Genomic DNA, 19,856 nt, shown 5'->3' with positions numbered 1-19,856 from the left:
CGTGCGCGACGGTACCTCGGCGGATCCCCACCAGGGATACGGCCCGTGCCCGCCACCGTGGCCCCGTCTCCTCCCTGGGGAGGAGAGCTACTGGAGCTGGACGAGCCCGGTGGTCAGCGCGTAGATGACGAGCTCGACCCGGTTGCGGCAGCCCGTCTTGCCCAGGATCGTCTTGACATGGGACTTGACCGTCGATTCGGCGACATGGAGCCGCTCACCGATCCGTGCGTTGCTCAGCCCCTGGCACACCAGGGCGAGCACGGCGTCCTCCCGACCGGTGAGAGCCTCATAGGGTCCCGACGGCGCTCCCACAACGGGCACGGCGCCATCGGTCGGCCCCGACGGTGAGGCGGGCGACTGCGGGGCACCGGGTTCGGTACCTGCATCAAGGTGCGCCAGAACAGTTCCCGTGACGGCCGGATCCAGCCAGGACCCGCCGCGGGCGACGACGCGGATCGCCTCCAGCAGCGTCATCGGCTCGGCATCCTTGAGGAGGAATCCGTGGGCGCCGGCACCCAGGGCCGCCAGGACGAGGTCCTCATCATCGAAGGTGGTCAGGACCAGGACCCGCAAGGAGGCGGTGGCCGGTGCGGCACGCAGTTCACGAATGGCACTGACCCCGTCCAGGACCGGCATCCGCAGATCCATGAGCACCAGGTCAACCGCCCCGTGATGACCGGTGGCCCGCGCGGTCAACCCCTCGACGGCCTGACGCCCGTCGACCGCCTCCAGCACGACCTCCATATCGGGCTGCGCGGCCACGAGAGCACTGAAGGCACTGACCAGCAGCGGCTGGTCATCGACGACAGCCACCCTGATCACACCGGTTATACTGAGCATCATCTGGAGCCTCCTGAACCTGACTTGTCAGCCATTGTGGCGCTCGCGGACAGCTCGGGCGGTGCCACGGGGAAGTCGACGTCGATGGTGAAGATGCTGTGGTCCTCTCCGCCTTGGACACCGTGAGTCATGGTTCCGCCCACGAGCCTGAGTCGCTCCTCGAGGCCGACGAGCCCGCTGCCACCGAAGGGGGAGTGCTCTGCGACGTCGGGCACCGGGTTGGCGACGTGAAGGTGGCAGGAGTCCTGTGACAGTGTCAGGCTCAGCTCGATCTGGCCGGTTCCGTGCCTGACGGCGTTGGTGAGGGTCTCTCCTACCAGACGCACGAGGGTGAGGCGTTGTATCGCAGACCACGCCGAGTTGCACCGCTCCAGGACCTCCGGTTCGGGAAGCACGGCGCTGATCCGGCTCCCCGAGCTGCGGGTGGTCTCGATGAGGGCCGGGATGGTCCGTAGGTCCGCCAGGGGAGTGATCTCGCCGGCGTCGGAGCGCAGGACGGAGACGAGCTGGCGCACGGATGCCAGGGAGGTATCGGCTGTGTCCCGCACCGTGGTCAGCGTGCTGCGCAGCCGTTCCTCGCCTCCCAGGGCCAGGCCGGTGGCGGCCTGCACCTTGATCGTGGTGAGGCTGTGGCCCACGAGGTCGTGGAGCTCTCGGGCCAGGCTGAGGCGCTCGACGGCAACCGCCTGGGCCGCGGCGATGCCGACGTCGCGGGCTTGGTTCTCGGCGATCCGGCGGCGGGAGGAGGCCAGCAGGTAGGTGAGCACCACGGTACCGACGAAGACCATGCTCGTGAGCGTGCGGGTGACCAGGATGGCTTCGTTCCAGCCGCTGCTTGTCGTCGGGTCGTCACCTGCTTCATAGGGACGGGTGTAAGAGGCCAAGGTGACGGGGTTGACCAGGGCGCCGGCCAGAGCCAGCAGGAGTGACGCCGTACCCCAGCGCCGATCGGGCTCCCAGCGGGTGACGGTGTACAGGCTGGTGACCGCCGTGGCGATGATCGGGTTGAGGCCGAGGTTGACGGGGGAGAGGGCCACGAGGATCGCGTAGGCTGCCAGCAGGGCATAGGTCGCGATGAAGGAGGCACGCAGAAGGCGTAACCGTCCGAACTGCGTCAGCGCCAGCGCCAGGCACAGGGCGAAGTGCGCAACATAGACGGCGTAGCCGCCGAAGCGCAGGACGAAGGTAACCGACTCCAGAGCGAAGGCGAGGAAGACGGTACCCAGGGCGAGATCCACGACCGGGACCGAGTACCGTGACCAGCGCCCTCTTCGCCCCGGCACCGTGCGGTGCCGTGCGCGCCAGTCGTAGGCCGCCGACAGGTTCGTCGTTAGTGGCAGCACCGCTTCATCGACCAGCGCGGCCAGGTCAGCCATTCACCGCCCCCGCATCCAGGATCCGGCGGACATGGCGACCGGCCGCCGCTGCGGCGATGAAGGCGGCCGTGTCCTCATCCAAACCCCGTCGCATGGTGGACAGCCTCACCCCGGTCTCCACCTCGGCCGCCCGCAGCAGCTCCAGGAGCCCGTCAACGGCAACCTTGACGAGTCGGTGCTGCCCGGCGCCCGGCCGGGGCGCGCACAGGGCCTTAGCCTCCTGACGCACCTGCGCCCCCAGCGAGCCCTCCAGGTCGGGGACGACGACGTCGGCCCCTGCCAGTGCGACCCGCCCGTAGGCCGTCATCGAGTGGTGGGACACGCCCCGGTGGCGGGTGCGGGCATCGGCCTGGGAGACACGCAGGCAGGCCACCGGGCGCCCGCCCAGCGTGGCGATGGCGTTGATGGCGTCCCCGCAGGCCACCCCGGAGAAGCCCCAGGGCGTCTCGGTACCCAGGTTCCCGGGCCCCTGGATGACGACGGCGGCGTCGGCGTGCAGGACGTGCCGGGCTGCTAGGAGCGCGTTGTGGACGCTGACCGCCTCGATGTCGCCGCCCCAGGCCTGCCCGGCCGTGATGGTCCCGCTCAGCCACCCGGCCCGGCTCAGCGCGGCAACGACACGCGAGTAGGCCAGGGGCAGGGCCCCGCCGTCGGTCATGATGTAGACGACGCGCGGCTGGTCCTGGCCGTCGGGGGAGCGCAGGCCGGTGAGCACCGCCGGCAGGCTCGAGTGCAGGTCGGCCACCACCACCGGCATCCCCTCCAGGTCCAGGCTGCCGATCGGCTGGGACAGCAGGCCGTGGTGGGCCGTGCCCTGCTCGTCAACGCCGGTGACCATGACCTGGTCCGGCATGTAGCGGGCCTTGACGAGGTGTCCCTCGCGCGGAGGGTCGGTGGGTAGGACGTCCAGGCGAGAGCTGACCATGGCGTGCCCACCCGTGCCCAGGGCGCGGTCGAGGGCCGAGACCTCCAGCCTCACCCGTTCCTCGGCGGCGGGCAGCCCGGTGAGGGCCTCGTAGGCGACCGCGCGGACCCTCTGGCCGGGCAGCAGGCTGCCCGCACCGCTGGGAGCCCCGACGATCTCCACCTCCAGCTCGGCGCAGGATCTCCCCGCAGGCCCCCATGCCGTCCTGGTCCCGGTCACTACGCCGTCGCGCCACATCATGGCGGCAGACTATCCGGGTACGCGCGTCTCCAGCCGCAGGCCACCGGACTCTTCTAGGCTGGGGGACCGTGAGCGAGCAGATCCGTAGCACTGAGGAGCGCCTGGTGAGCCTTCTGCTCACCTTGCGCAACAGCACCACCGGCCTGAGCGCCGAGGAGCTCGTGGCCAGCGTGCCGGGATACGCCTTGGCGGACGCCTCCACCAACCCGGTCTCGGCTCGCCGCAAGTTCGAGCGGGACAAGGACACGCTGCGCGAGCTCGGCATTGAGGTGACCACCACAGGACGCCCCGAGGAGCCCCGGTACCGGGTCGTTGAGGAGGACTACATCCTGCCCGCGCTGCATCTGAGCGCCGAGCAGGCCGCCTGCCTGAGCCTGGCGGCCTCCGCCTGGCGCGACGGTGGTCTTCCCGCCACGGCCCGGCGGGCCCTGACCAAGCTGCGCGCCGTCAGTGAGGGACCGGCGGGAAGCAGCTCCGCCGGCCTGCCGGCCCTCACCGCTGATCTGTCCGGTGACGAGATCCCCGAGGAGCTCATCACCGCGGTCGACGAGCGCCGCCTGGTCACCTTCGACTACGTCTCCGCCCGCTCGGGCAGCACCCGGGCCCGTACTGTCGAGCCGCATCATCTGCGCCTGGCCGAGGGCGCCTGGTACCTCGACGCCGTCGAGCCCTCCGGCACTCTCGACACGGACAGCACCGAGGAACCAGGGCGATATGAAGGAAGCGCCACCAGGCTGCTGACCTTCCGCCTGGCCCGCATGACCGGGTCAGTCACCGTCCATGGGCACCCCGGGGCTTTCACCCGTCTTCCCACCAAGGCGCCCAGCCGCCGGCGTGCACTGCTCGCCGCTCTGCCAGGGCGGGCCCTGGGGCTGCGTCTGGCCGGCGCCCGCCCCGATCCGGCTCAGGCTTCACAGGCAGACCTGCCTGCGCACCTGGAGGGCCGTGATCTCATCGCCGTGGAGTATGAGGATTCCTTCTCCTTCGCCGGAACCGTTGCCGCTCTTGGCGAGGCCGTCGTCGTCCTCGCCCCCGACTCCTTGCGCCAGGCGGTCCTGTCCCACCTGCGAGGCGCCGCGGGGCTGACGGCACCGGAAGGGGAGTGACCATGGCTCGCGTATCCGCCTCCGACCAGCTCACGCGGCTGCTGGCCCTGCCCGCCTGGGTCGCGGAGAACCCCGGCGTGACCGTCAAGGAGGCCGCCGAGCACTTCGGCGTGCCCCCGGCCGTCATTGAGCGCGACGTCAACACGCTGTGGGTCTCCGGATTGCCCGGCGGCATGCACGGGGACCTCGTGGACTTCGACGCCTCGGACTTCGAGGCCGGGCGCCTGCGGCTGTCCGAACCACTGGGGCTGGACCGCCCGGTTCGCCTCACCCGGCAGGAGGCGATCTCTCTGCTCATGGCGCTCAGGGTGCTCGCCGACCTCCTGGCCGACGATGACGCCTCCGCGCCCGTGATCGCCTCCACCCAGCAGGCGGTGACCGCCCTGCTCAGCTCTGGCCCCCCCACCGAGGACTCCGACACCCGCGTCGATCCGGGAACCATCACCTCCACCGGCCCAGACCCCGCGCACGCCGGACGTTCCAGCCATACGTCCCGGATCCTGGCCGCTGTGCGCTCCGCCCTGCAGGACAGGCGCCGCCTCCACCTGGTCTATGTCTCCGCCACCGACACCCCCTCGGAGCGAGACGTCGATCCGATCACACTGGAAAGTGATGGATCACATATGACGCTGGTGGGCTGGTGCCTCAGCGCCAAGGCTGAGCGCAGCTTCCGCCTGGACCGGATCACGTCGGCTGAGGTGCTCGACATCCCGTCCGTGCGGCATCGCGCCTCGCGCAGAAGGAACCAGCCCGCGGCCGATCACTCCGCGGGGAACAGACCTCGCGCCACGCTGGTTCTCCAACCAACGGGCCGCTGGCTCGCCGAGCAGGTCCCGTGCCTGTCCCAGGAGGAGACCGCAGACGGCAGCCTCAGGGTTGTCGTTGAGGGACGCGACCGCGCCTGGCTCATCGGCCTGGTCCTCTCAGCGGGGCGCCATCTCGTGGCGGTGGAGCCCCCGGAGCTCGCCCAAGAAGCGGCAGCATCCGCTAATCAGGCTCTGACCTCATACAACGGCTGAGCCTTGCTCCGTCCGCCTTGGGGAGAACCGTCAGGACCCTCGTTCTGAGGCGCCCGCCCGGGAGGCTACACTCAGCCCGTATCGATAGCCCCTACCACAAGGAGCAGCACCGTGAAGTTCACTCCGACGCACATTGTCGTCCTGCTTGTCCTCGTCCTGCTTGTCTTCGGCTCCAGCAAGCTGCCTGACATCGCCCGCAGCGTGGGCCAGTCCATGAAGGTCTTCAAGAAGGAGGTCAAGGAGCTGCGCGATGACGACTCCAAGGACCCCCAGGCCCAGATTCAGCAGCCGCAGGAGGGCACCTACTATACCGAGCCCACCCAGTCCGGCCAGACCGCTCAGAGCGCCGAGGGCTCATCCCAGAAGTGATGTCATCCGGTCAGAGCCGGTGACCTGCAGACGAAGGAGGCCGCGGTGCCCAAGCTCCCTCAGATCAAGCGATCGAGGCGCAAGGACAACCCCGAGGCGCGCATGTCCATCGGGGACCACCTGCGCGAGCTGCGCAACCGGCTCTTCATCTCTGCCCTAGGTGTCCTGGTGATGTCGGTTGTGGGTTATGTGCTCTACGAACAGGCCTTCTCACTTATCACCCGGCCGATCGATGCCGCCAATGCCCGCGGCGCCAACCTCACTCTGAATTTCGACACGATCTTGGCCTCCTTCGATATGAGACTCCAGGTCTCCATCTGGCTCGGCGTCCTGTTCTCCGCCCCACTGTGGATGTACGAGTTCTGGGCCTTCGTCGGACCGGGCATGACCCGCAAGGAGAAGGCCTACACTTGGTCCTACGGCGTCGTGGGACTCTTGTTGTTCTCCGCCGGCGCCGCCCTGGGGATCTGGGTGATGCCGCATGCGGTCGCCATCCTCACCAGCTTCATTCCTGATGGCCCCACGGCGGGCCTCATCAACGCAGGCGTCTACCTGTCCTTCACCATGCGACTGGTGGTCGTCTTCGGACTCGCCTTCCTCCTGCCCGAGCTCCTCGTCGCCCTCAATATGCTGGGGCTCATGAAGGGTTCCACGATGCTCAAAGGCTGGCGCTGGGCCGTCGTTGCCATCTTCACCTTTATGGCTTTCGCCAATCCGCTACCCGATGCTTGGTCCATGATCTTCATGGCACTGCCAGTCACTGGCCTGTACTTCCTGGCCTGCTTCATCTCCATCATGCATGACAAACGAGTGGAGAAGAAGCGTGCCCAGCTCGACGCCGAGCTCGAGGCCGCCCTGGCCGAGTAGTCAGGCGCATCACCCGACCTCTGCTGAACTGTCGTACACGTTCTGAACTGTCGTACCCGTTGCCTCGATGCGTATCGCTCTGCTGTCCAACCCCTCCTCGGGTCGAGGCCGTCATGCGGCCGCCGACGACGTCGCCCGCCGGATCCTCACCGAGGCCGGCCACGAGGTCCTCCACGTGCGTGGCAGCTCCTACGAGCAGGCGCGTCACGCAGGACGGGCCCTCCTGGGCGACGGGCCGCACCGGAACGTCGAGGCATTCGTCGTCGTCGGCGGGGACGGCATGGTCCACCTGGGGGTGGACATCGTCGCCACGACGGGTGTGCCCCTGGGCATCGTGGCCACCGGCACCGGTAACGACATCGCCCGGCACTTCGGTCTGCCCAGCAGGGATGCAGCGGAATCTGCCCGCCTCATCAACCAGGCGCTGTCCGGAAAGGGCGCCATTACAGTGGTGGACGCGATCTACGCCTCCCGCCCCGACGGCACCCTGCTCGCCCCGCAGCGTCGATGGTCTCTGGCCGTGGTCAGCGCCGGGGTGGACGCCGCCGTCAACGCCCGCGCCAACACCCTCTCCTGGCCGGCCCGTGAGGGACGCTACGTGCGCGCCTTCACCGCCGAGCTCGCGACGCTGGCTCCCTACGGATACCGGGTCACCACCGACGAGGGCACCTGGGAGGGGCCGGCGCTCCTGCTGACTGCGGCCAACACCCGTTATGTCGGCGGCGGCATGGACCTGGCGCCCCAGGCCGACCCCACCGATGGCCTGCTGGAGGTGCTGCGCCTGGACCCCGTGGGCCGCACCCACCTGCTCGCCCTCTTCCGCCGGCTCTTTCGCGGCACACACCTGACCGACCCGGCCGTCCACGTGGAGCGCAGCCGCACCGTCACCATTGAGGCGCTCGCTGTGCGAACCGGCCGTGATCGGGGCCTGCGTCCGCCTCCTCACCCCTTCGCTGATGGCGAGCCGCTGGCCGAGCTGCCCCTGCGCCTTGAGGCCGTCCCCGACGCCGTCCGGCTGCTTCTACCGGCTCAGAACTGATCCGGACCGTAGGGTGTTGCCATGAGCTCACCAGCCGAGCGCTATGCCGCATCTCGACGTCGACAGGCCGCCTCCAGCAGTGAGCTCGCCCGTTTCACCCAGGGCTACGACTTCCCCCTCGACCCCTTCCAGGAGGAGGCCTGCGGCGCCCTCGAGAGGGGAGAGGGCGTGCTGGTCGCGGCTCCAACGGGCGCCGGCAAGACGGTGGTGGGGGAGTTCGCCGTGCACCTGGGCCTGGTCCGGGGGCTCAAGACCTTCTACACCGCCCCCATCAAGGCGCTGAGCAACCAGAAGTATCTGGACCTTGTGGCCCGGCACGGTCAGGAACGGGTGGGGCTGCTGACCGGTGATACCTCCGTCAACCCTCACGCGGACGTGGTGGTCATGACCACCGAGGTGCTGCGCAACATGCTCTACTCGGGCTCGCGTGACCTGGACCGGCTGGGCTTCGTGGTCATGGACGAGGTCCACTACCTGGCCGACCGCTTCCGCGGGTCGGTGTGGGAGGAGGTCATCATCCATCTGCCCGCCGAGGTCCAGGTGATCTCCCTGTCTGCCACGGTCTCCAACGCCGAGGAGTTCGGCGACTGGCTCGGCCAGGTGCGCGGCAGGACCGCCGTCGTCGTCTCCGAGGAGCGCCCCGTCCCGCTGACTCAGCACATGATGGTCGGTCGCCGGCTGTTGCCGTTGTACTCCCATCCCGCGGATCCGGCTGAGCAGTCCGACCAGCTCGACCAGTCCGAGCAGCCCGAGCTGGAGCAGCAGGCGGAGCGGACGGGGCAGCCCCCGCTCAACCCCGAGCTGCTCAAGGCGGTCAAGCAGGCTCGGCGTGCCGCCGCTTCCGGAGGTGGCTCCAAGAATGGCTACCGCGGCCGCGGCGGCGATTCGGCCAGGGGACCGCAGCCCTGGAAGCGCTCCGCACGAGGCGGACGGGCGCCTCGCCGTGGCGAAGGAGGGGCCCGCACGGCCAGGTTGAAGCCGCCCTCCCGACTGCAGGTCGTCACGGCCCTGGAGGGGGCGCGCCTTCTGCCCGCGATCGTCTTCGTCTTCTCCCGGGCGGGCTGCGAGCAGGCCGTCCACCAGGTGGTCAACGCCGGGGTGGACCTGACCACCGAGGCCGAGGCCGCCCGGATCCGCGAGGTCATTGAGCGGCGCACCGCTGACATCCCCGCCGGCGACCTGGGGGTCCTCGGCTTCCACTTCTGGGCCCACGCCCTGGAGCGCGGCGTCGCGGCCCACCACGCGGGTCTGCTGCCGGTGTTCAAGGAGACGGTGGAGGAGCTCTTCAGCGCGGGCCTGGTCAAGGTCGTCTATGCCACCGAGACCCTGGCACTGGGGATCAACATGCCCGCCCGCACCGTGGTCCTGGAGTCACTGCGCAAGTGGAACGGCTCGGCTCATGTCACCCTCAGCCCGGGGGAGTACACCCAGCTGACGGGGCGGGCCGGGCGCCGCGGCATCGATGTGGAGGGCCACGCCGTCGTGCTGGCGGCTGACGACGTCGAGCCGGCCACGGTCTCCTCGCTGGCCTCCCGGCGCACCTACCCGCTGGTCTCCGCCTTCCGCCCGACCTACAACATGGCCGTCAACCTGCTTGAGCGCATGCCGCGCACGCGGGTACGTGAGGTGCTTGAGCAGTCCTTCGCCCAGTTCCAGGCCGACCGCGGCGTCGTGGAGCTGGCTGCTCAGGCTCGCCGCAAGCGCCGCAGTCTGGAGGGCCTGGAGAAGGACATGATGTGCCGTCTGGGCGACTTCCGAGAGTACGCCTCCCTGCGCCAGGCCATTGCCGAGGCCGAGGCGGACCTGTCGCGGGACAAGGCCGCGGCGCGCCGCAGTGAGACGGGTCGGACCATGAGCTCACTGGGACGCGGTGACGTCGTTGTCTTCCGCAAGGGGCGGCGCCGTCGCCATGGCATTGTCCTGGAGGTCGGTGCCGACCGGACCGGGACCCCCACCATCACGGTGCTGGGGGAGGACTCGCGAGTGGCCAGCCTGACCCTGGACACAGCGCCGGACGGAGTCATGCGTGTGGGTGTGCTGCGGGTGGCGGACTCGGTGGATCCGCACCGCCCCCGGGATCGGGACCGGCTTGTTCAGCGTCTGGTCGACGCGCTGCGCTCAGGGGACCTGGAAGGGGGCACGAAGCGCACACGCACCCGCTCCAGCCGGGCGCAGGCCCGCCGTGACAGCGCTATCGAGAACCTTGAGCGCCTGCGCCATGAGATGCGCTCACACCCCTGCCACGGCTGCCCCGACCGGGAGGAGCACACCCGGGTGGGCCGCAAGTGGTCCCGGGCCCGGGCCGAGGCCGAGCGCCTCCAGCGGCGCATCGAGACCCGCACCGGCACCATCGCCCGCCTCTTCGACGCCGTCTGCGAGGTGCTTCTCGAGCTGGGTTACCTGCGGCCGGTGGACCGGGGCCACCCGGAGCGCGAGCTGCGGGTCACCGGTGCCGGCAAGGTACTGGCCCGGATCTACGCCGAGCGTGACCTGCTCATCGCCGAGTGCCTGCGCACGGGAGTCTTCGAGGACCTCAGCGCCGCGGAGCTGGCCGGGGCGCTGAGTGCCTGCGTCTACGAGCCGAGACTGAGCGCCCAGTCGATCGGGCTGCCAGTGGCGCCCGGGTCCAGGCTCGGCCAGTGCCTGCGCGCACAGCTGGGAGTCTCGCACCGGATCCACGACCTGGAGTCCCTGGCCCGCATCGAGGCATCCTCGGGAGCAGAGCCGGCGCTGGCCGGGTCCGTCCAGGCCTGGTGCGATGGCGCGCAGCTGGCGGACATCCTGGATGCCACTGAGCTGACGGCCGGGGACTTCGTGCGCTGGTGCAAGCAGCTGCTCGACGTCGTCGGCCAGATCGCGAGCCTCTCACCACCACCGGACGCCAGCCCCGAGCAGGCCAGAGCGGTCACCAGCCTGTCGATGCGCGCCGCAGAGGCGTCCCTGGATCTCAACAGGGGAGTGGTGAGCTGGTCCGCGGTGTGACGCTGCGGCTAGTACTCTCGTTCCAGCCGATACTCCGGACGACAGGACTCATGCCCCTATGTCAGGCTTCTTCGCCCTCCTCGACGACATCGCCACGCTCGCCAAGCTGACGCTGTCCACCGTTGACGACACGGCCTCCATGGCCGTCAAGACCTCCGCGAAGGTGTCGGCGGCCGCCGTCGACGACGTCGCCACCACGCCCCAGTACGTCACCGGTATCACCCCGGACCGTGAGCTGCCGATCATCAAGAGGATCACGCTGGGCTCGTTGCGCAACAAGCTCCTCATCATCCTGCCGATCGGCCTGCTGCTGACGGCCGTGGCACCGTGGCTCCTGCCGGTGGCGCTCATCGTCGGTGGCGCCTACCTGTGCTTTGAGGGCGGGGAGAAGATCCTGGAGCGCTTCGGCGGCGCTGCTCACGCCAAGGAGGAGACCGGCCCGGTCGACGAGGCGCAGATCATCCGTCAGGCCATCACCACAGACTTCGTCCTGTCCACCGAGATCATGCTGCTGGCCCTGGCCGAGGTGGAGGGGGAGTCCTCCATGCGGCGCATCATCGTGCTGGTCCTCATTGCTCTGCTCATCACCTTCGCCGTCTACGGCCTGGTGGCGGCCCTCATCAAGCTCGACGACGCCGGGGCGCACCTGGCCGGGCAGGGCCGTACCGGCATCATCCGGTCCTTCGGGCGTGCGATCGTGACCTTGGCGCCGGCGCTCTTCCGCGGCATCGGGATCGTCGGGACCGTGGCGATGCTGTGGGTCGGCGGACACATCCTGGCGACCAACCTCGCCAAGGTCGGCTTCCACCCCCTGCACCACGCCATTGAGTGGGCCGAGGAGCTCACCCACAACCCGGTCTTGTCCTGGATCACCGGAACAGCCATGTCCTGCCTCATCGGCGCAGTCATCGGCACCCTGCTGGCCCTGGCCTGGCAGCCCGTGCACCACGCTGTGGCCCGCCGTCACAAAGGTTAACCATCAAACTTACCCGTATGCTTCACCGCGTGACAGAGCCTTCCCGGTTGCCCTCCTGGCTGCGTACCCGGCTGCTTTCTCAGTCTCCCCGCCGGCTTCGCCGATCAGCGCCCGCGGCTGTGGCGATGCTGGCGGGCCTGGCCACCTACGCCGCCTTCCCCCCGATGAACCTGTGGTGGTCGGCCCTCATTGGGGTCGGGACACTCATGCTGCTCGTCCGCGGCCGCGGCTTCTGGGCGGGCACCGGTCTGGGGCTGTTCTACGGCTTCGGCCTGTTCACGCCTCTGCTGCACTTCACGATGGTGGGCATGGGCAACCCGATCGGCTGGATCGCGCTGACGCTCTTCGAGTCGCTCTATCTCGCCGGCCTCGGCGGCGCGTGGGCTCTAGTCAGCCGACTCCCACAGCTTGAGGGGGCCTCCGGCGGCCGAAACCCGCTGCACCATGTGCCCGCTGGTGCCCGGGGTGTTCTCGCCTTCGCTCTTCTGTGGTCGGGCGTCGAGGAGCTGCGCTCGGTGTGGCCACTGGGCGGTTTTCCCTTCGGGCGTCTGGCCTTCGCGATGGCCGACGCCCCGGTCCTGCCTGCCGCCGCCTATGTCGGCAGCGCCGGGGTGGGGCTGCTGGTGGCACTGGCCGCGGCATGCATCGCTCAAGCGGCTCGATCCGTCTATAAGCGCCGTGCCCTGCCGGTCCTCCTCTGCGCAGCGCTCGCAGCGGCTCTGCTCGCCGCACCGCGGCTACTGCCGCTGGATACACGAGCCGAGGACGGAACCGTTCGTGTCGGAGCCGTCCAGGGAAACGTCGCCACGGACTTCGAGGACGCCTTCAACCGGGCCCTGGAGGTGACTGGCAACCACGCTGAGGCCACGAGGAAGCTGGCCGACGACGTCGGCCCCGGCAACCTCGACATGGTCATCTGGCCGGAGAACTCCGCGGACCTGGACCCACGCGACTACCCGGCCTCAGCGGCCATTGTTGATGAGGCCGCCCAAGCGGTTCAGGCGCCAGTACTCGTGGGGGCGGTCCCTTTCGTCGACGACATCCGTTACAACGACGTCCTCATCTGGAATCCCGGAGACGTCTCCGGGAAGACGACTCATCCGTACTACCGCAAGCACCGCCCCGTGCCCTTCGCGGAGTACATCCCCTCCCGTTCTCTGGTACGGCGCCTGACCACCCAGGTCGACCGGGTCGGTATCGACATGCTGCCCGGCACCGGTCCCAGCACGCTGACGGTTCCGGCCATCACCCAGGGCCGAGACGTCACCTTCGCCATGGGCATCTGTTTTGAGGTCGCCTATGACGACGCCCTGCGCACCGGCGTCAAACAGGGCGGGCAGGCGATCATCATCCCGACGAACAACGCCTCCTTCCTCGACTCAGGCGAGGCCGCCCAGCAGCTCGCCCAGGGGCGCGTCCAGGCAGTGGTCCACGGCCGCAGTGTCATCCAGGCCTCCACTGTCGGTTACACCGCGATCATCAATCCCCGCGGCGAGGTCGAGCAGGTCACGCAACCCTATACTCAGGCGAGCCTCGTGGCCGATGTCCCGCTGCGCAGCTCACAGACCGTTGCCGACCGGCTCGGTACCGCCCCCGGCATCCTTCTCCTCGCCGGTGCGGGCGCGCTGGTCGGGGCCGGTATCCTGAGCCAGGCGCGCCGACGGTGGACAGCGACTCCGACTCGTCATCGCAGCTGATCTCAGACATCTTCAGGGTGTCTCAGCTAGTCTCGGCGCCACGCAACTCAACTATGGAGAGAGAAGTGAAGACACTCGTCGTCATCCCCACCTACAACGAGATCGAGTCCCTGCCCACGGCACTGGATCGGGTCCGCGAGCACGTTCCCGAGGCGGACATTCTCGTCGTCGACGACGGTTCCCCCGACGGCACCGGCGACTACGCCGATACCCGTGCGGACGAGGACTCCCACATTCATGTCCTGCACCGCTCGGAGAAGAACGGGCTGGGCCCGGCCTACCTCGCCGGGTTCTCCTGGGCCCTGGCCGCCGGCTACGAGCTCATCGTGGAGATGGACGCCGACGGCTCCCACCGCGCCGAGGACCTGGCCCTGCTCATTCAGCGCGCTGAGATGGCCGACGAGCCGGACCTCGTCATCGGCTCACGGTGGGTCTCCGGCGGTGCCACCGAGGGCTGGGACGCCAAGCGCGTGGCCCTGTCCAAGGCCGGGAACCTCTACATCAACGCCATGCTGGGTCTGCGCGTCAAGGACGCCACTGCGGGCTTCCGGGTCTTCCGCGCCTCCATCCTGCGCCGCATGGACCTCGGTCAGGTCGAGGCCCTTGGCTACGGGTTCCAGGTCAATATGACCAAGCTGGTTGACGAGGTCGGCGGCCGCATCGTGGAGATGCCGATCACCTTCCTGGAGCGGGAGGCCGGCCAGTCCAAGCTCTCCGGGGGAATCTTCACCGAGGAGCTGTCCCTGGTGACCCGTTGGGGAGTGGCCAAGCGCTCCAGCCAGCTGCTCGATGCGGCCAAGGTCGCCGGGAGCAGGCTGCGCGCCGCCCGCGACAAGCGCCGTCGGGCTGCTGCTGGCTACCAGCAGCAGCGCCCATCGGCCTCATCCCGTCAGAAGCGCTCCTAGCGAGCCTTTCAGCCGCTGACCCGCTCGCGGTAGACCTCACCGCTGCGCAGCGCCTCGAGGCGCTCATTGAGGAGAACCTCGAGCTCATCGACCTTGCGGCGTTCCAGGAGCATGTCCCAGTGGGTGCGCGGGGTCTTCTTGGGCTCGTCGGGCTCGGGCTCGTCCTCGCCGCGTCGTGCGGCGATCTGGCCACACTCGGGGCACTCCCAGGTGGGAGGCACCTCGGCCTCGGTGGACATCGGGATCCTGGTGACGTGCGCCATCGGGCACTCGTAGCTGACGATCATCCGCTCAGCGAACTCGACGCCGTCCTCCGACTCCATCGACTTCGCACCGATGGTCATGCCTCGCAGTGCGCGGTCTGCCATGCTTCTGGTCTCCTTGTGGCTCGTCTCTCGTGGTGTCCCGGTCCTCTGGCGGAGCGTACGGCTCACGCGCAGCCTCAAGGGCACAGGTGCGTCAACACCGAAGGAGGGCGCAGTGTTCCCGTTGGGTTCCCACTGGGTTCTCTCAGTATCGACGCGATCAGGGTAATGATGATACTGGCTGGCGTCTAACGTGACATCGTCGGTCTGGATCGGCTATGCCCTGTGCGGGACGCCAGGGAACGGCATACTTGGGTCCATGGCTCAGCGCATCGGCATTCTCACGGCAGGCGGCGACGCCCCTGGACTCAACGCGGCGATCCGAGGCTTTGGAAAGGCGGCGATCCAGCAGCACGGCTGGGAGCTCGTCGGTTTCCGGGACGGCATGCGTGGCCTGGCTGAGAACCGCTTCACCGAGCTCGACCCCGCTGCCCTGTCCGGGATCCTCACCACGGGTGGAACCATGCTGGGGACCAGCCGGGACAAGGTACACCGCATGATGATCGACGGCGAGCCCCGTGACATGGTGCCCACCATTGTGGAGAACTGCGAGAAGGACGGGATCGACGCCCTCGTCTGCCTCGGCGGGGGCGGGACCGCGAAGAACGCCAAACGCCTTATGGACGCGGGTCTCAACGTCATCCACCTGCCCAAGACCATCGACAACGACATCGTTCACACCGACTCCTCCTTCGGCTTCGCGACGGCCCTGGAGATCGCCACGGAGGCCGTGGACCGGTTGCACTCGACGGCGCACTCCCACCATCGCATCATCCTCACCGAGATCATGGGTCACCGGGCCGGCTGGTTGGCCCTGGGCGCAGGTATCGCCGGTGGGGCGGATGTCATTCTGCTGCCGGAGATCCCGTACTCGGTGGACGCGATCGCGGACAAGATCGAGCGGCGTCGCTCCCACGGGTCGTCCTTCTCAGTGGTGGCCGTGGCCGAGGGGGCACTGTCGGTGACGGATCACGCCGAGCTGGAGCACGCTCGCGCCCTGGTCAAGGACGCATCCAGTCCTGAGCGCAAGGCCATGGCCAAGCGGGGGGTCAAGCGCCTGGAGGCATCCCACCGCGCCAACACCTTCACCCTGGCCGAGCAGCTGGAGAGCCTGACCGGGCTGGAGGCGCGTGTCTCCATCCTGGGGTACGTCCAGCGCGGCGGTTCGCCCTGCGGCGCGGATCGTCTTCTGGGCACGCGCCTGGGCGTGGCCGGAGCCGACGCGATTGCCGAGGGCCGCTATGGCGTCATGGTCGCTGACCGGGGTCACGGCACGGAGCTGGTGCCGCTCAAGGATGTGGCCGGCCACACCAAGTTCGTTCCGGCCGACCACGAGTGGATCCAGGCCGCTCGCGCCGTGGGGACCGCGCTGGGGGACTGAAGGAGCCCGCCCTGAGCGGCGAAGAGCCGGACCTCAACGGGCCAGGAGCGGCCCGGGGGTCCAGGCGATCTCTCCAGCTCCCACACCGGTGGGGGCGTCACCGGAGACGATGACGTCAGCACGCTGCCATGGACGGTCCTTGGCGAAGAAGAGGCGCTCACCGGCCATCCACCAGTGCCAGAAACGCACCGACTCCTCGGCGTCGCCGTTGACGCCCTCAGCGATGTCCCGCTTGATGCCGCGGCGCTCGGCCACGTCGTCGCCGGTCTGTACCCACACGTGCGCGTCAATGAGGTTGCTGACCGCGCGCAGACCGGCCCCGGTTCCCTCGACGACGACCAGGGGAGAGCCGGCCGGAATCCGGATGGAGCCCTCGCGTCCGTGCTCGCGCCACTTGTCCGGGACGAGGTCGAGGCAGCCGGCCTCGTGCAACCGGGTCAGGGTGTCGACGTACAGCTGGTCCCAGTCGTAGAGCGGCTCATTCCAGATGAGGTCATCCAAGTGAAAGGCCTGTGCACCGGGGACGGCCGCGGTCAGCACCGTGGTGAGTGTGGTCTTGCCCGATCCTCCTCTCCCGTCAACAGCGATGATCGCCGGCCGCCCCTGGGGCGTGCCGACAAGGCTCAGCAGGTGCGCAATGAACTCATCCGTGCTGTCGATCTGCCACCGAGTGACGGCGGGTTCTTCGGGTTGCAGCTCGACGGACTGGCCACCCTTGACCCGTCGGAGACTGTCGCTGTCGGCTGGGTTGTTCTGCTTGCCGCACATGGTGGGTCCTTTCAGGCAACGGCTCATGAGGGTCAGGTCGAGGATCTGACCATGCTTCTCGCCGGCCTGCGGGACAGTGCCGACAGTGGTGAAACCATAGCGCTCGTGCAGGTGCACCGAAGTCGCGTTACTCGCCTCGATCAGGGCGATCATAGTGCGGTCCCCGGCCTGCCGTGAGGCCTCGATGAGGGCGGTGAGGAGCCTGGCACCCAGCCCTTTGCCTTGAGCCGTCGGGCTGAGGTAGATCGAGTCCTCGACTGTGCGGGTGTAGCCCTCGTAGGAGTGCCAGGGACCGGCCACCGCAAACCCGATGACGTCATGCGGCTTGCCACTGACGTGAGCAACGAGAGCCGTTCCTCGCTGCACCATGGGGGCCAGCCAGGTCTCGGCCCTGGCAGGGTCCTGCTCGATGCTGGTCCAGATGGCCAGGGACTCCCGCACGGCGGCGTTGCGGATCTGGCGGATAGCGGGGGAGTCTTCCATGGTCGCCGGGCGGATCTGGTAGGTCTGTACCGCATCGGCGTGTCCATAGCCCTTAGTCTCACTCGGGGGTGTCATCGTTCCCCTCCTCGACGTACCGGGCGAGGTATCGCCCCGTCAGAGTCGTTCGCTCCGCCACCATCCGCGTCGGCGTTCCGGTGAACACGACGTGACCGCCGTCGTGGCCGGCTCCGGGACCGAGGTCGATGATCCAGTCTGCGTGCGCCATCACGGCCTCGTGGTGCTCGATGACGACGACGCTGCGACCGCAGTCCACAAGGTGGTCCAGGAGTGCGAGCATGGCCTCGATGTCGGCCGGGTGCAGTCCGACGGTCGGCTCATCGAGAACGATGATACGGCCTTCCTGGCTCAGGTGGACGGCAAGCTTGAGCCGCTGGCGCTCACCACCGGACAAGGTGGTGAGCGCCTGGCCGAGGTGGAGGTAGCCGAGGCCCACGTCCTTCAGCCGTGACAGGATCCTGGTCGCAGCGGGAAGGCGAGCCTCACCCTGGGAGAAGAAGGTCAGTGCCTCGTCGGCACTCATGTCCAAGACATCGGCGATGCTGCGTCCGCAGAGGCGGTAGGCGAGCACCTCGTCCTTGAAACGGCGCCCCTCACAGGCCACGCAACGGGACTCCACGGTCTCCATGAAACCCAGCTGTGTCTCAATGATGCCCGTTCCGCCGCACACCGGGCAGGCTCCTTCTGAGTTGGCCGAGAAGTGCGCGGGTTTCGCACCCCTGTCCTTATTCGCCTTGGCAAAGGCCTTGCGAACAGGGTCGAGCAGTCCGGTGTAGGTGGCGGCATTCGATCGCCGTGAGCCCTTGATCGGTGTCTGATCGATCGTCACCACGCCGTCCATGGGGGAGAGGTGGCCATGAATGAGGCTCGATTTCCCGGATCCGGCCACTCCTGTGATGACAGTAAGAACTCCGACGGGAATATCAACGTCGACGTCACGAAGATTGTTCGTCTTGGCGTGACGAATTCTCATCATGTCCGTGGGGGAGCGGTGACTGCTCTTGAGCCGCACCCGGTCCGCCAGGTGGCGTCCGGTGAGAGTGTCGGAGCGGTGCAGCTGCTCGACCGTTCCCTCGAAGCAGATTCGACCTCCTCGGCTTCCTGCTCCCGGCCCCAGATCCACCACGTGATCTGCGATCGAGATCGTCTCGGGCTTGTGCTCGATGACGAGCACGGTGTTTCCTTTGTCCCGCAGTGACAGCAGCAGCTCGTTCATCTGGTGGAGGTCGTGCGGGTGCAGGCCGATACTGGGCTCATCGAAGACGTAGGTGACGTCGGTGAGAGCCGAGCTCAGGTGGCGCACGAGCTTGGTGCGCTGGGCCTCACCGCCCGAGAGCGTCGAGGCCGGGCGGTCCAGTGACAGATAGCCCAGCCCGATGAGCACGAAGGCGTCCAGCATTTCCTTCAGGTTCTCCAGCAGGGGAGCAGCACCGGTCAGAATTCCCTGAAGACGAGTAACCCACTGCAGCAGATCGGAGATCTGCATGGTGCAGGCATCGGCAATCGACTTCCCATCGATCAAGCAGGTGCGGGCCGGTTCGGACAAGCGGGTCCCCTGACACTGCGGGCAGGTCCCGAAGACAACGGCCCGTTCCACAAAGGCTCGAATATGAGGCTGCAGTGCCTCTGGTTCCTTGGCGAGCATCGACTTGCGGATCCTGGGAACAAGTCCTTCGTAGGTGGTGTTGATTCCACCGACCTTGATCTTCGTGGGCTCCTTGTAGAGCAGATCGTCTCGCTGCTTGGGCGTGAAGGAGTCCACCGGCACATCTGCCGGAAAGAGGCCGGATTCGGTGAAGCTGCGCACCTGCCAGCCACCGGCAGCGTATCCGGGGACGGTGATTGCACCGTCTTTCAGGGAGAGCGTCTCATCGAGCACCTGCGTCAGATCGATGTCGGAGACCCTGCCCATGCCTTCGCAGCGCGGGCACATCCCGCCCTGAACGGTGAATGTCTTGCGCTCGACGATCTTGCGGCCGCCGCGCTGCGTGGTGACCGCACCACCACCGGTGACGGACGGGACGTTGAAGGCGAAGGCCTGAGGTGAGCCGATATGCGGCGCGCCGTGCGTCGAGTACAGGACCCTCAGCAGGGCTCCGACGTCGCTGACGGTGCCGAGGGTTGAGCGCGGGTTGGCTCCCAGACGTTCCTGGTCCACGGTGATCGCCGCTGTCAGCCCCTCCAGGCGGTCGACGGCGGGACGTGCACTGGCCTCCATGAATCCTTGAACGAAGGCCGGGTAGGTCTCATTGACCAGGCGGCGCGACTCGGCAGCGATCGTGGCGAAGACGAGTGAGCTCTTGCCTGAGCCCGACACGCCGGTGAACACCGTCAGTCTGCGCTTAGGGATGACGACGTCGATATCACGCAGGTTGTTCTCACGAGCCCCGACGACGCGGATGACGTCGTGCGCATCGGCGGGATTCTGTTCAGCAGTCCTTCCACCAGTAGTCACATGTCCGATTGTGCCGGACGTCGCCGAAGGGCGCTGAAGGGCGCC

General features: G+C 68.1%; 16 protein-coding genes. 10 read left to right on the top strand and 6 right to left on the bottom strand.

What is annotated here, in order from left to right; all coding sequences use genetic code 11:
• Positions 1–87 precede the first annotated feature (87 nt).
• From FBF36_RS06825 to FBF36_RS06815, 3 genes are read right to left on the bottom strand one after another with little or no spacing between them, the layout of a single operon-like run.
• Positions 88–843: a response regulator gene (locus tag FBF36_RS06825; RefSeq protein WP_009397661.1), complete on the bottom strand. Its 756-nt coding sequence runs from the start codon at positions 841–843 to the stop codon at positions 88–90.
• Positions 840–2,216, bottom strand: coding sequence for a sensor histidine kinase (locus FBF36_RS06820; protein ID WP_009397663.1), 1,377 nt, complete (start codon positions 2,214–2,216; stop codon positions 840–842). The genes FBF36_RS06825 and FBF36_RS06820 overlap by 4 nt, the downstream gene beginning before the upstream one ends.
• Positions 2,209–3,381: a DUF3866 family protein gene (locus FBF36_RS06815; protein WP_138137313.1), complete on the bottom strand. Its 1,173-nt coding sequence runs from the start codon at positions 3,379–3,381 to the stop codon at positions 2,209–2,211. Before FBF36_RS06815 ends, FBF36_RS06820 begins: the two co-directional genes overlap by 8 nt.
• Before the next feature lie 68 nt (positions 3,382–3,449).
• Between FBF36_RS06815 and FBF36_RS06810 the strand changes: the two genes are divergently transcribed.
• From FBF36_RS06810 to FBF36_RS06770, 9 genes are all read left to right on the top strand, one after another.
• The gene (locus FBF36_RS06810) at positions 3,450–4,487 is read left to right on the top strand and encodes a helix-turn-helix transcriptional regulator (RefSeq protein ID WP_009397666.1); all 1,038 of its coding nucleotides are present in this window, start codon (positions 3,450–3,452) and stop codon (positions 4,485–4,487) included.
• 2 nt (positions 4,488–4,489) lie between these two features.
• A complete protein-coding gene (locus FBF36_RS06805) occupies positions 4,490–5,506 on the top strand; it encodes a helix-turn-helix transcriptional regulator (protein ID WP_009397667.1) in 1,017 nt (338 codons plus the stop codon).
• 111 nt (positions 5,507–5,617) lie between these two features.
• Complete coding sequence (gene tatA, locus FBF36_RS06800) at positions 5,618–5,875, top strand: Sec-independent protein translocase subunit TatA (protein WP_009397669.1); 258 nt, start codon at positions 5,618–5,620, stop codon at positions 5,873–5,875.
• A gap of 45 nt (positions 5,876–5,920) precedes the next feature.
• Positions 5,921–6,742, top strand: a complete 822-nt coding sequence (gene tatC / locus FBF36_RS06795) for a twin-arginine translocase subunit TatC (RefSeq protein ID WP_034493107.1) — start codon at positions 5,921–5,923, stop codon at positions 6,740–6,742.
• Between the two features lie 67 nt (positions 6,743–6,809).
• Positions 6,810–7,781, top strand: coding sequence for a diacylglycerol/lipid kinase family protein (locus tag FBF36_RS06790; protein WP_009397676.1), 972 nt, complete (start codon positions 6,810–6,812; stop codon positions 7,779–7,781).
• Between the two features lie 21 nt (positions 7,782–7,802).
• On the top strand, positions 7,803–10,763 hold the full coding sequence (locus tag FBF36_RS06785; RefSeq protein ID WP_009397678.1) for a DEAD/DEAH box helicase: 2,961 nt from the start codon (positions 7,803–7,805) through the stop codon (positions 10,761–10,763).
• Positions 10,764–10,821: 58 nt separating this feature from the next.
• Positions 10,822–11,739 carry a DUF808 domain-containing protein gene (locus tag FBF36_RS06780; RefSeq protein ID WP_138137311.1) on the top strand — a complete coding sequence of 306 codons (918 nt, stop codon included), beginning with the start codon at positions 10,822–10,824 and terminating at the stop codon, positions 11,737–11,739.
• Positions 11,740–11,864: 125 nt separating this feature from the next.
• Complete coding sequence (gene lnt, locus FBF36_RS06775) at positions 11,865–13,436, top strand: apolipoprotein N-acyltransferase (protein WP_009397684.1); 1,572 nt, start codon at positions 11,865–11,867, stop codon at positions 13,434–13,436.
• A 65-nt stretch (positions 13,437–13,501) separates the two neighbouring features.
• The gene (locus tag FBF36_RS06770) at positions 13,502–14,341 is read left to right on the top strand and encodes a polyprenol monophosphomannose synthase (RefSeq protein ID WP_034493109.1); all 840 of its coding nucleotides are present in this window, start codon (positions 13,502–13,504) and stop codon (positions 14,339–14,341) included.
• Between the two features lie 8 nt (positions 14,342–14,349).
• On the opposite strand, the gene FBF36_RS06765 is transcribed toward FBF36_RS06770, so the two are convergent.
• Entirely contained in the window at positions 14,350–14,709 is a 360-nt protein-coding gene (locus FBF36_RS06765; protein WP_034493112.1) for an RNA polymerase-binding protein RbpA, read from the bottom strand.
• Positions 14,710–14,965: 256 nt separating this feature from the next.
• On the opposite strand from FBF36_RS06765, the gene FBF36_RS06760 reads away from it, so the two are divergent.
• Positions 14,966–16,087 carry a 6-phosphofructokinase gene (locus tag FBF36_RS06760; RefSeq protein ID WP_009397687.1) on the top strand — a complete coding sequence of 374 codons (1,122 nt, stop codon included), beginning with the start codon at positions 14,966–14,968 and terminating at the stop codon, positions 16,085–16,087.
• A 33-nt stretch (positions 16,088–16,120) separates the two neighbouring features.
• Here FBF36_RS06760 and FBF36_RS06755 read toward each other — a convergent pair whose 3' ends face one another.
• Positions 16,121–17,413, bottom strand: a complete 1,293-nt coding sequence (locus tag FBF36_RS06755; RefSeq protein ID WP_138137309.1) for a GNAT family N-acetyltransferase — start codon at positions 17,411–17,413, stop codon at positions 16,121–16,123.
• On the bottom strand, positions 17,397–19,811 hold the full coding sequence (locus tag FBF36_RS06750) for an ATP-binding cassette domain-containing protein (protein WP_138137307.1): 2,415 nt from the start codon (positions 19,809–19,811) through the stop codon (positions 17,397–17,399). The genes FBF36_RS06755 and FBF36_RS06750 overlap by 17 nt, the downstream gene beginning before the upstream one ends.
• Positions 19,812–19,856 lie beyond the last annotated feature (45 nt).

Source organism: Actinomyces sp. oral taxon 171 str. F0337 (genome assembly GCF_005696555.1).
Lineage (GTDB): Bacteria > Actinomycetota > Actinomycetes > Actinomycetales > Actinomycetaceae > Actinomyces > Actinomyces oris_E.
Note: the sequence above shows the minus strand (reverse complement) of the source record. Positions and strands in the feature narration are given on the sequence as shown.

What these genes read in the sequence shown, in the direction of transcription:
- FBF36_RS06755 (WP_138137309.1), bottom strand. Translation starts at nt 17,413, where the DNA reads ATGACACCCCCGAGTGAGACTAAGGGCTATGGACACGCCGATGCGGTA.
- FBF36_RS06780 (WP_138137311.1), top strand. Translation starts at nt 10,822, where the DNA reads ATGTCAGGCTTCTTCGCCCTCCTCGACGACATCGCCACGCTCGCCAAG.
- FBF36_RS06760 (WP_009397687.1), top strand. Translation starts at nt 14,966, where the DNA reads ATGGCTCAGCGCATCGGCATTCTCACGGCAGGCGGCGACGCCCCTGGA.
- FBF36_RS06820 (WP_009397663.1), bottom strand. Translation starts at nt 2,216, where the DNA reads ATGGCTGACCTGGCCGCGCTGGTCGATGAAGCGGTGCTGCCACTAACG.
- FBF36_RS06825 (WP_009397661.1), bottom strand. Translation starts at nt 843, where the DNA reads ATGATGCTCAGTATAACCGGTGTGATCAGGGTGGCTGTCGTCGATGAC.
- FBF36_RS06815 (WP_138137313.1), bottom strand. Translation starts at nt 3,381, where the DNA reads ATGATGTGGCGCGACGGCGTAGTGACCGGGACCAGGACGGCATGGGGG.
- FBF36_RS06785 (WP_009397678.1), top strand. Translation starts at nt 7,803, where the DNA reads ATGAGCTCACCAGCCGAGCGCTATGCCGCATCTCGACGTCGACAGGCC.
- FBF36_RS06805 (WP_009397667.1), top strand. Translation starts at nt 4,490, where the DNA reads ATGGCTCGCGTATCCGCCTCCGACCAGCTCACGCGGCTGCTGGCCCTG.
- FBF36_RS06765 (WP_034493112.1), bottom strand. Translation starts at nt 14,709, where the DNA reads ATGGCAGACCGCGCACTGCGAGGCATGACCATCGGTGCGAAGTCGATG.
- FBF36_RS06790 (WP_009397676.1), top strand. Translation starts at nt 6,810, where the DNA reads ATGCGTATCGCTCTGCTGTCCAACCCCTCCTCGGGTCGAGGCCGTCAT.
- lnt (WP_009397684.1), top strand. Translation starts at nt 11,865, where the DNA reads ATGCTGGCGGGCCTGGCCACCTACGCCGCCTTCCCCCCGATGAACCTG.